The sequence below is a fragment of the Nostoc sp. WHI genome, assembly GCF_015714725.1.
GTDB lineage: Bacteria > Cyanobacteriota > Cyanobacteriia > Cyanobacteriales > Nostocaceae > Nostoc.
On record NZ_WBKM01000296.1, the window covers coordinates 1 to 10,701 of the forward strand.

The 10,701-nt window shown below is 38.0% G+C and carries 12 protein-coding genes and 4 pseudogenes; 6 read left to right on the forward strand and 10 right to left on the reverse strand.

Annotated features, from left to right (window positions below; translation table 11 throughout):
- Nucleotides 1–412: pseudogene (locus tag F8S12_RS30755) on the forward strand (IS4 family transposase); the annotation flags it as partial.
- Between the two features lie 25 nt (nucleotides 413–437).
- Here the strand turns inward: F8S12_RS30755 and F8S12_RS30760 are convergent.
- The 4 genes and pseudogenes from F8S12_RS30760 to F8S12_RS30775 form a co-directional block, all read right to left on the reverse strand.
- Nucleotides 438–1,433 (reverse strand): annotated as a pseudogene (locus F8S12_RS30760) (hypothetical protein); the annotation flags it as partial.
- Between the two features lie 70 nt (nucleotides 1,434–1,503).
- The gene (locus tag F8S12_RS30765; RefSeq protein ID WP_196520037.1) at nucleotides 1,504–1,851 is read right to left on the reverse strand and encodes a hypothetical protein; all 348 of its coding nucleotides are present in this window, start codon (nucleotides 1,849–1,851) and stop codon (nucleotides 1,504–1,506) included.
- A gap of 106 nt (nucleotides 1,852–1,957) precedes the next feature.
- Nucleotides 1,958–2,560 (reverse strand): hypothetical protein, encoded by a 603-nt coding sequence (locus tag F8S12_RS30770; protein WP_196520038.1) that lies wholly within the window; start codon nucleotides 2,558–2,560, stop codon nucleotides 1,958–1,960.
- Between the two features lie 262 nt (nucleotides 2,561–2,822).
- Nucleotides 2,823–3,065, reverse strand: coding sequence for a hypothetical protein (locus F8S12_RS30775; protein ID WP_196520040.1), 243 nt, complete (start codon nucleotides 3,063–3,065; stop codon nucleotides 2,823–2,825).
- A gap of 367 nt (nucleotides 3,066–3,432) precedes the next feature.
- On the opposite strand from F8S12_RS30775, the gene F8S12_RS30780 reads away from it, so the two are divergent.
- The gene (locus F8S12_RS30780; protein WP_196520042.1) at nucleotides 3,433–4,110 is read left to right on the forward strand and encodes a response regulator; all 678 of its coding nucleotides are present in this window, start codon (nucleotides 3,433–3,435) and stop codon (nucleotides 4,108–4,110) included.
- A gap of 1 nt (nucleotide 4,111) precedes the next feature.
- Here the strand turns inward: F8S12_RS30780 and F8S12_RS30785 are convergent, their stop codons facing one another.
- From F8S12_RS30785 to F8S12_RS30800, 4 genes are read right to left on the reverse strand one after another with little or no spacing between them, the layout of a single operon-like run.
- Nucleotides 4,112–4,717 carry a DUF6753 family protein gene (locus F8S12_RS30785; RefSeq protein ID WP_196520044.1) on the reverse strand — a complete coding sequence of 202 codons (606 nt, stop codon included), beginning with the start codon at nucleotides 4,715–4,717 and terminating at the stop codon, nucleotides 4,112–4,114.
- Complete coding sequence (locus F8S12_RS30790; protein ID WP_230968383.1) at nucleotides 4,683–5,396, reverse strand: hypothetical protein; 714 nt, start codon at nucleotides 5,394–5,396, stop codon at nucleotides 4,683–4,685. The genes F8S12_RS30785 and F8S12_RS30790 overlap by 35 nt, the downstream gene beginning before the upstream one ends.
- 10 nt (nucleotides 5,397–5,406) lie before the next feature.
- Nucleotides 5,407–6,273 (reverse strand): nucleotide-binding protein, encoded by an 867-nt coding sequence (locus tag F8S12_RS30795; protein WP_196520045.1) that lies wholly within the window; start codon nucleotides 6,271–6,273, stop codon nucleotides 5,407–5,409.
- A gap of 27 nt (nucleotides 6,274–6,300) precedes the next feature.
- Nucleotides 6,301–6,954 (reverse strand): hypothetical protein, encoded by a 654-nt coding sequence (locus F8S12_RS30800; RefSeq protein WP_196520047.1) that lies wholly within the window; start codon nucleotides 6,952–6,954, stop codon nucleotides 6,301–6,303.
- A 422-nt stretch (nucleotides 6,955–7,376) separates the two neighbouring features.
- Between F8S12_RS30800 and F8S12_RS30805 the strand changes: the two are divergent.
- Nucleotides 7,377–7,589: pseudogene (locus tag F8S12_RS30805) on the forward strand (transposase); the annotation flags it as partial.
- A 16-nt stretch (nucleotides 7,590–7,605) separates the two neighbouring features.
- Here F8S12_RS30805 and F8S12_RS30810 read toward each other — a convergent pair.
- Nucleotides 7,606–7,896, reverse strand: coding sequence for a hypothetical protein (locus F8S12_RS30810; protein ID WP_196520049.1), 291 nt, complete (start codon nucleotides 7,894–7,896; stop codon nucleotides 7,606–7,608).
- A 283-nt stretch (nucleotides 7,897–8,179) separates the two neighbouring features.
- On the opposite strand from F8S12_RS30810, the gene F8S12_RS30815 reads away from it, so the two are divergent.
- The 3 genes from F8S12_RS30815 to F8S12_RS30825 all read left to right on the forward strand — a co-directional run bounded on the left by F8S12_RS30815 (nucleotide 8,180) and on the right by F8S12_RS30825 (nucleotide 10,395).
- The gene (locus F8S12_RS30815; protein ID WP_196520050.1) at nucleotides 8,180–8,500 is read left to right on the forward strand and encodes a hypothetical protein; all 321 of its coding nucleotides are present in this window, start codon (nucleotides 8,180–8,182) and stop codon (nucleotides 8,498–8,500) included.
- A gap of 118 nt (nucleotides 8,501–8,618) precedes the next feature.
- A complete protein-coding gene (locus F8S12_RS30820; RefSeq protein WP_196520052.1) occupies nucleotides 8,619–8,843 on the forward strand; it encodes a hypothetical protein in 225 nt (74 codons plus the stop codon).
- 391 nt (nucleotides 8,844–9,234) lie between these two features.
- On the forward strand, nucleotides 9,235–10,395 hold the full coding sequence (locus F8S12_RS30825) for an ELWxxDGT repeat protein (RefSeq protein WP_196520053.1): 1,161 nt from the start codon (nucleotides 9,235–9,237) through the stop codon (nucleotides 10,393–10,395).
- Here the strand turns inward: F8S12_RS30825 and F8S12_RS30830 are convergent.
- Nucleotides 10,376–10,701, reverse strand: a pseudogene (locus F8S12_RS30830) (IS4 family transposase); the annotation flags it as partial. The gene F8S12_RS30825 and the pseudogene F8S12_RS30830 overlap by 20 nt on opposite strands.

The window sequence follows — 10,701 nt, forward strand, 5'->3', positions numbered from 1 at the left end:
TAATTTAGATGATTTAGATTCGGCGATTATTGCTTATAAACAACGGTTTGATATTGAGGAGATGTTTAGAGATTTTAAGAGCGGTGGTTATAACTTAGAAGATACTAAGGCATCAGGAAAACGGTTAATTTCTCTAATTTTATTAATCTCGCTTGCCTATACATCTGCAACTATATCTGGTCAAGAAATTAAACGTATGGGTGTTCAAAAATATGTCGGTCGAATTAAAGAATCGGGGCGGACAGTTCGCCGTCATAGCAGTTTTTATATTGGATTATATGGAGCTAACTGGGTCAATTTTATGGAAAATTCTTACGAACTGGTGGCGGAGTTAATGACATTAGCTCCTAATAAGCGAAAGTATTATCAACAAGGAGAAAGGGCTATGAGGCTTATTTTATCTGCATTCTAGCCCTTTTTGTCCCCCCGTAAGCAAAAATACTATCCCTAGATATCAATTCCCATAAATATCTTAATTGTGCTTGTTCGTCTATCCAGCCCCCTGGTTTTTGACTGAAGTTGAGCGCTCCCAGATATTTATTTTGGATTTTTACCCATTTCCTATCAAAAAATGGCACTGATTGCTCATTCTCTAATATATGATGTCGAATGTGAAAATCACTTGTTTGGGTTTCGATTAATTTATCTATTTCATTGATTTTTAAAGGGTTAGGGATTGCTGTTGGTTCCGAATGATTAAATTGTTGCCAGATTACCGACCAGATTTCTTCGGCACTCAAAGCTTTAACACCTAATTTCATCTTATTGCTAAGTAAAGCCGACCACGTTTGAAAGCCATCATTGAAGGAATTTTGCAGAATATTTTCAATCCTGGTGTTATTAATAGAGTGGATTTCTCCTGTAAAGTTATACCAACCTTTTTCTAATTTTCTAATGATAGACTCCACAAAATCTTTACTTCGTTCATCATTAGAGGCAACAGTATAAGTACACCATAATCTCAAAAACTTGTTTTTACGTACTCCAGTTTTAGTTAAGCTTTTTACTCGTAATCTTTCACTGCGTATTAAGAGTTTTAATTGCTCTATTTGACAGTTGGTTTCAATTGTTCTTAGTTCTTGTTGTCGTTCATAATCATCTGTAAATGACCCTAGATGTATGGTCAAAGATTCGTGTTCAGGAATTTCTTTCAATCCCGCTTCTATCCCTTCAAACATCGGTAATATTTGTTCACTGGCTAGATTCGGATGAATCCCTAAGCAATCGAAACAAAATTTAATTTGAATATCTTCACCTTTTTTGAGGATTAATGCACCAATGCCTTTTCTACCTCCTAGATTTAAGTTACAAATCCCAGCTAAGTGAATAATATCCTCGAAAGGAGTTATGGTTTTGACAACGTTAATCTGCTCAGTTTCTAATGTTTTCTTACCTAATTTATCTGGATATCTTGATTGTTTAGGAGGTTTCATTTAGCTTATTAAAAGGGAACAGGGAACAGGGAATAGGGAATAGGGAACAACTTTGAAAATCTGAACATCCTTATTCAAATCTCTTGCTTTTAAATATGGCGATTTCGCTGTTGCCTCTTGCCCGTTCCCTGTTCCCTTTCAACGTTTGAAAAGGCATATAACCTCTACTAATGCGAGGTACGCCGACAAATTTCCCCAAAAAATCTTTATTTGTAGATAATACCCACCAAGTAGCCCATCCCCAAGCAATACTTAATCCAGTTGCCAGCCATCCGGCTTTAAAGGTGTAATAAACAACGAATACATTTAGGATGGCTATTACCGACCAAGGGAAAATCTGATCGGCGGGAAATGGCCCTAATCGGGGGCTGTCTCCTAATATTCTATTTACAGTCCGAAAATTATTTTCTTTTCTCATTCCTTCAAGAGTCGTATTGACCAAACAATTCGCTGCTTTTCGCAGTTCGCTGCTTTTCGTAATTGCGAACTGCGAATTAGAGATGACTCCTATTACTCAAGTTTTTTTAGACTGCCCCACCCCCACCAATAATTAAGCCAGTGACTAAATCTCCTACAAATACTGCAAGTACAATAATTAATGGAGTTCTGGCTAGTGTTTGCCAATCTTCATCATTTCGAGCCGCCTGAACAATTCGGACTAGACTGATGCCTACATAGAGTAGGAATAGACCCCTCAATACGTTGAAGAATAATGTGATGACAGCTGTTGTTTGACCATTCCCAGCAGCATTGCCAAAGGCACCATTCATCCAGGTTTGAGCATTATTGAAAAACTGTGCGCTTGCTGGTGCTGCTGCAAAGTCGAGTATACAAACAATCGTCAAAATCGCAAACATTACTGCATAAAGATTAACTCCATACTTGCGTTGTATCTGATCAAAGTTAGTCAGCAGAGCAAGAGATTGCTTTGGTAGCGCTACTGCAATAGCGGCAGTGATCATGAATCCACCTAACAAAATGTTGTGGACTGACATGGACACTATCATTAACGCACCCGTTACGGACATCAGAGTAAGTGTGCTATTTTCTATCGTGCTGTTCTTTTTTGCTGGAGGCAGTGCTGCTGTATTCACAAAGCTTTCAGTCTCGTAGGGATAAGTGTGCATTTCGTTCTCCTGAAACGATACGAATATTATTCAAGTTCAAACTAAAAAAACCTACAAACTAAAGTACTAAAAAAAACCGTACTTTTGGCTACATAAGATATTTAATACAATATATTTGGCAGTAAGATTAGTAAATATAATGTTTAGATAAGCTTTATAGCTATCTGGTTTCCGTAGATAAAATTAACTAAGTATAAATTTTGATGCTTTATAACAAGAATTAGTCAAGCAAATATTAGAGAGCCTATTGACTTTTTTCCTTTCATCTGAAATAGCCCATAAATATTCCCAGGATAAAAGCAGTAACCAAAAGATAACGTTTTGTCACTCTTTGCAGTCTTAAGAATGGTGACATGATGACTGCTAAAGCTATGTAGAACATAGCTTGATAAATGTCATGAGCGTAAAATTTGATGATTGCGGCAATCACTAAGGCAACACTTATCAAAATTTCAACTATGAGTTCAATCTTGTCCCACAGCTTCGTGTCATACAGGTAGCGCATCTTGCCAGTCCCCAACTTTAGCTAACATCTTACCAGGGAACAGGGAACAGGGAACAGGGAACAGGGAACAGATAAAAAACAAAAGTTGCTGAGTTTAAAGCTCAATCAAAAAAAAGATGTTTTTTGAGCGGAGAGTGCAACGAAAAAAACAGTGTCATTATTCCAATTTCATGTTTTTAAACATGAGTTTCTCCTGTTCCCTGTTCCCTGTTCCCTATTCCCTCTTACTCTGGTTTTGATTTTACATTTAATAATATGTGTCCGGTAATAACATCTAAACTTATATTTATATTTCAACAAAGTTAAATAAATTATTTAAGTAAATATGTTATAAATATTTAATAATCCTGTAATCGAAGTAATCAAAATGATTCGATTAGTAATTATTGAAGGTGAACCTCTGAGCCGACTTGGAATTAAATCAGCTATTAATCAAGAGCCAGATATGGAAGTATGCGGAGAAGCTGGCGCTGGAATTGTAGGAATAGGGTTAGCACAGCAACTAAAGCCTGATATTGTTTTGGTTGAGATTGGCTTGCCGGATATTAATGGATTGGATGTGATCTACAACATCAAGACTAATACGAATAGTAAAGTAATCGTTCTGACTTATCATTCCAGTCAAGATGTAGTAAATTCGGCTCTGCAAAATGGGGCTGATTCCTACATTCTGAAAACAATGGATTTGGAATTAATTAAACACGCTATCTATACTACCTACCAGAATAATTGTTTCATTGACCCTGAGATTGCAAAAAGAGCCTTCAACTTTGCTTGTCAAAACCAAAAAATTAAAGGTAAAAGGTACAGAGAACCGCTTACTACTAGAGAACTTGAAATCCTTAGCTTAATTGCCCGTGGGTTATCCAATAAGAAGATAGCCGATGAACTGTTTGTTACACTCAGTACAGTTAAAGGACACAGCACCAGTCTTTTTTCAAAGTTAGGAGTTAGCGATCGCGTCAATGCTATTCTTAAGGCTAAAGAGCTTGGACATCTAAAAGAACTTGGTCATCGAGAAGCAGAAAATTTGAGAGCAATATAAACTACTTATTAGTTTTTTTGATCCGAATCAAACAATATCCTTGTAGTTTATTTTCTTGTTCACAAGCAGCGATCGCTGATTGGTTGTCTAACAATAACTGGTACATTTGTTTTCCTTGGGTTGATTTAGCCCATTGCAAAACTTTCATGTCATTGGCGGATACAACAACTGACTGACTTCCACCCAAATTTGAGACAACATTCCAAGTTGTGAGTGAACCTATAAGTGCGCCGATGGCCATTACTCCTCCACAGATAGCTGACACAGACCAAAATCCCAACTGACCACTACCTATTGATGAGGTATTTAAGGTTGTTGGTTTTATGCTTTTCATTTCCTCCCGCACGGCTGAAGAGACTACTGTGTAGTGCATCGACTGAGCGGCTTTACTTGTCGCTTCCAACTTCTGGTCAATCATTACTGCCCAAGCTTCAACCATTGCCTCCATTCGTGCCTGGAGGTCAATCATCGTTTCTTCATATCTTCCCAGTGTTGCCATGATTTGAAACATCGGGTCATCTAAGGCAATTCCTAATTGATGGGACATTTGAGCTATGCGTTTTTGTTCGGCATCAGAATACCCCTGTAACACTTCTTCTGTTTTCATATTTCAAACCCAAATATTGAATAGCTGCATTGTTATTGAAAATTGAGTTGTAGAAGTTTTTTATCCAATAAAAAGTATAAATACGATAGACCACATAAATCGAAATATCTTTACAACACAGAAAGTAGGGCTTACCCGTTCTCTCTAAGGCTTCATAATGGTCACGATGTAGTGCCGATAATTCTATTTCAGCGCCTCCGATCATTTGAAACTTAGTTTGGATTAATTCTTGATACTCAAGAAATCTAGTATCAAAATGATGATTTTTTACCACTATATAATTAGCATGATCCGTGGCGACATTTATCAATTGATCTAGATACTCAATACAATCTTTTCTGTGAGAAATGGGTTGGAGGAAAGTTAGCTCCCATTTATACTCAGGCAAGAGGTTTAAAAAATCGCATTGGACAATGTATTGGCAAATCTTATCTATATATTGCCCTGGCATCTCAACCAGAATGATGTCAAGTTCAGGTTCGTTCAAGTTGTTTAAAATTTTATCGGTGTCATGCCTAAAAAAATCTAGACTTTCAATTATTACTACTCCTTCATAAGCCTTTAATCTTTGAGGATTATCATGGTTATACACTTTGATTTTCTTTCCTTGGGATTGAAACAAATCAATCAATAGTTTAATAACTGTAGACTTTCCCACGCGAGAGTCACCGACAGTCATGATCATCCGTTTATAGTTCGACATCATCTAAGCCTAACAACATTTTTACTGGTCTAATCTCTTTTTTAAAAGTTCCTAACCAACTTATCACTCGCGCTCTTACAGAAGGGATATCCTTTTGCTCGGACCCTTGTTGAAAAGTGATACTATTTTCATCTATGTAATCATAAGCGTGTGATATTAACTCTGGCATTGTGATGTCAACAAAGGGAATCTTTTCGGACTTTAATTCATCCTTAATCGCCTGGATTTTTGGGGATTTTTCGTATCGAGTAAATTCATCTGATTCTCCAAAAAATAAATTCTTCACTACCACGTAGTCAGCCTGATTTCCGCAAAAACTATATAAATCTATTAGCTGATTAATAGAGTCGATAACACGGCTAATAACTACCACCATTGTTACCCGCACACCATAATCTTTCTGAGCTATTTCTAGAAAATTCATTTCCTCCATGAATTTTTGCAATATTCGCCGAGATTGTGGTGGCAATTCTAGTAAAATTAAAGATTCAGGTTGTGGCGGATGTCCATATTGATCTGCTTCTGGATTAGTAATGTTTTTCAATCGGTCAAAAAACTGATCTATCTTTCCTTTTCTAAAGATATCAAGTGGTTCTATATGGCAAAAATGCCCATAGAATCTTAGTAACTGAGAATTGGAACTATCAGCATCAAAACCTATAAATGTCTTGTTGTTATCCAGATATGTTTGCACAAGTCCCCTTGCAAAAGTAGACTTACCCACGCCCCCTTTATCTCCTGTTACTATCACTAACCTATGCGGGTATACTTGAGTAATTTCTTGCTTTTCAAGTTCTTCTTGATTTGGATCTTCAGCATTGGTATTTTCAGTAGAATTGATAATATCTGTCATCTTTTTCCTTCGCCTCATAATTAATCTTTAACGGTCGTTTGATTCCAATATTTGGAAGTATAGTAGCAAATATCTGAGATGGCTAAAACTTGCTTTTTTATTAGTAAGAGAGTTCAAAGTTGGGAGAATTAAACCTTGTTTGACAATCATCATCCAATCAGGATTATGCGATTTTATCAAGTCATTATATGTATCCAATTTTTGTGCAATCAATAAATCAGCAAATTTGACCACAAAATATAACTCAATACTTTCTCTTTGTAGCTGCCAGACTTCAGGACTTTTCAAATATAAGAACTCTTGATTATAAAAATTAGTTTCGGAAAATAAATATTCTGTTCGAGGTTCTATAGCCAGATTTATATGCTTCTTAAAAACAGGCGTTATGTTGCTTCTCACCCATTGCATAAATTGCCTGATTACATCAGCTTTTACTATCCCGATCAAAGAATGAATAGCAAGAGCATTCATTGTGTTAACTATAACTATTTCCTGATTAATCAGAACAAATCGCTGATTGGCTTTAGCATTTATTAATGTTACTTTTTCATCGTTAAGCACTGGGGCAACTATTTGGAATACATCAACAGCGAATAATTCTAATCCACTCGGAGCATCTATCACTCGCACAATATTGGTCGAGAAATGCTCAAATTCCCAAAAATGCCAAACTTCTACCATCTTTTCTGCTGTAGAGGGCGATATATCAATTCGCAATTCGCAATTAATAAGAGTAATTTAGATGCGTTCGCCCCTGAACACCATGCTCATCCTGTTAAGGATATTAGCTCTGTACTCAACTGGTTAATTTCTAATTTTGTCCACAATTGCGTTAGCACATCGGGGCGTAGCAAGAGTGCGAACTGCGAATTGCTTTCACTATCTCATATCTGGTAATTTCAAGGGAATCGACAAAAGTACGAAAATAATCCGTACTTTTATCTCTTGATTTTTAATTATTTATCGTTATATTTTAGAGGGTTAAGCATTTGCAATGATTTGGCGAGCGCAGAGTGCCGCATTCCTTAGCAGATGATATAGTTCCGTATTTTCGTTAAATCCCACACAAGACCTGCTCTATCCAAGTTAAAAGCACCATGCTATTTTGTATTGATGTAGACCGCTCTGAGAATATAGAACCAACTGGTAAAACAGTTGGTTTAGACGTTGGACTTAAGGAATACTACACTGATTCAGATGGAACAATGGTTGAAAACCCAAAGTTTCTTCGCATCGGAGAGAAGGTTCTTAAACGTTCACAACGTCGTGTTTCGAGAAGAGTAAAAGGTTCAAGAAATAGAGGCAAGGCAAGACAGTGATTTACAAAAAATATTAACCCCCACAGAAATCATCCACGCGCAGATCCCGCCAGACATCAGAAATCTGCCAGCCGGAATTGCCCACAGATTGTACTGGAGGATTATCACGCAATGGAATATAGTCAGGTTCTCTTGGAGGAGAAATGGCTGTTGTTTTGTCCTCAACCGCAGGAGTTGAAGAATTGAGGGTATCAGATTGAAGAAGCTGGTCTTCAGCCTCCTCGATTAGCTTCATCTGTCTCAGGGTAAGCTTATCAGATTTTTTGATGATCTTCTTGGTATCTATATCATTAGAAGTATTCATTGGCTTTTCTCTCGAAGGCATTGGCTCAAAAATCGGATGGCAGTAAAGTTGGGAGAAGTTAGGTATAAATATAAAGCACGAAATTAACAAGGTACACCAAATTTATGAAAAATACGAGTCCCTAATTGTAAGAATTTATTAATTGTGTACAAATCTGTTTTCGGGTAGATGCCCCAGCATAATCTGTTGCACAGATGCAAGTATTAAGCGATCGCTTCTTTCCTCATGACTGTACCTCAAGATTGTTTTGCGGTTTTGACTCTTTAATATAAGTTGTGATTCGTTGGTTGGTGACACAACATCACAGTTAGATAATTTAGATTTGGTGTCAGTCACTAATAATATAGGTTGTGATTCGTTGGTAAGTGACACACCCCAAGAAAATACTGTTCAGGGCTGGTCTGGGCTGAAGTTGAGGTTACGCCAGGGTTTACAAGCTGCTGGTCACTTCTACCAAGAATTAGTCTCCAAAGTGGGCGAGGCTGTTGGGGTGGCTGATGGTGAGCCGTTTTGGAATGAGTATTTGGGACAGTGGCAGGTTTGGGTTAATTTCGCGGTGGGGTGTCGGTCTGTGGGGTGTGAGTGGGTTGAGTGTGTGGGGTGATGCTGGGTTAAGTATTTCAATACCACGCGAATTACCAAAGTCTTGAATTTTCTTAATTGCGTTAGCGGAGCGGGGCGTTAGCTCATTGCGAATTGCGTTAGCGAGTCCGCGAGCGTCATTGGAAATTGCGAATTGTTGTGATTCTTGGTGGCAGCAGGTTAAATGTTATACGGCGAGGTTAATAGAGCGGGTGGAAATTGGGGTTGAGGCTGTCAAAGAGTTTCTCAGTACCTTGGCAAGTGATGAGCGTTGGGGGGTGATGTTGGCTTTTGAGGAGGCGGAGCCTGTAATGTTTGGGCAGTTGGTGGCGGCGGCTCCTGATTGGGTGCAGTGGCTGGGGTGATTCTGCGGGTATAGCAGGAAAATTAAATACCAAGTCGCAGACATAGACTTACGTAAACTTTAACACCAAAGCAGGTGTATTTATCAGTGTGCAAATCTGCTAGGAGCAAAATAAAATGAAGCAGATTGCAGATTGCTATCCAAATAATTGCTGATCCCTGAATAGCTAATTAAGCGAGAAAACAGGCTGATACGCTGCGCTATTACCTGTTTTCATTTGAGACTGAATTTTGACTCGAATCAAGAGTCATTGTTATGCAGTAACACATAGTCCTGCTACTGCATGAGCATGACTATTGTACAATAGTCTCCTTTTTACTGAGACTTGTTTTGAGGAATATATTCCTCATTTTAGTACTTGATTAAACACCTATTTACACCTACTAAAACTTATGTCATCTACTCCATACCTAGTTTCAGACATTAATCAAACTACTTATAGTTCCAATCCACGGAACTTTATCAATGTTGGAGGCTTTCTTTATTTCATCGCCGATAACGATATCAATGGCACTGAATTATGGAAAGTTGAGCAAACAACAGGTGTTGTCAGTGTTATAGATATTAATCCAGGTTCAGGAAATTCAAATCCAACTAATTTAACCAATGTCAATGGCACACTCTACTTCCAAGCATATAATCCCACTAACGGTTATGAACTATGGAAGGTTGACCCCACTACAGGAACTCCCAGTGTTATTGATATTAATCCAGGTTCAGGAAATTCAAATCCAACTAATTTAACCAACGTCAATGGCACACTCTACTTCCAAGCATATAATCCCACTAACGGTTATGAGCTATGGAAGATTGACCCCACTACAGGAACTCCTAGTGTTATTGATATCGTTTTTGGTAGCGGTAATTCCAGTCCCACTAACTTAACTAATGTCAATGGTGTTCTGTATTTCACCGCAGAAAGCTATAATGGCACAACTCCTCTTGGTCGAGAGTTATGGAAACTAGACCCGATAACTGGTAGTCCTGTTTTCCTGAGAGATATTCAAGTCGGTGGTAGTAGTTCTAACCCAGGAAACCTTACATATAGCAACGGCAAACTTTATTTTACGGCTGATAACGGCACCCAAGGGATAGAACTGTGGGCAACTGATGGAACGGTGGCTGGCACAAGTCTTACTCAAGACATTAACCAAAGCTCTTACGGTTCCAATCCACGCAACTTTATCAATATTGGAAGCTTTCTTTATTTCATCGCTGACAACGATATCAATGGCACGGAATTATGGAAAGTTAATCAAACAACAGGTGTTGCCAGTATTATCGATATTAATCCAGGCAGCAATAGTTCAAATCCCACTAATTTAACCAATGTCAATGGCACACTTTACTTCACAGCGAATGATGGAACTAATGGAACTAAACTGTGGAAACTAGGCACTGATGGCACCCCCACACGCCTTGACTTTAGTAGTGTTAGTTCTACTCCAAATAATTTAACCAACGTTGATGGCACACTCTACTTCACAGCTTTTGGCAAAAACGGTACAGATGCTTACGGGGGGACAAAAAGGGCTAGAATGCAGATAAAATAAGCCTCATAGCCCTTTCTCCTTGTTGATAATACTTTCGCTTATTAGGAGCTAATGTCATTAACTCCGCCACCAGTTCGTAAGAATTTTCCATAAAATTGACCCAGTTAGCTCCATATAATCCAATATAAAAACTGCTATGACGGCGAACTGTCCGCCCCGATTCTTTAATTCGACCGACATATTTTTGAACACCCATACGTTTAATTTCTTGACCAGATATAGTTGCAGATGTATAGGCAAGCGAGATTAATAAAATTAGAGAAATTAACCGTTTTCCTGATGCCTTAGTATCTTCTAAGTTATAAC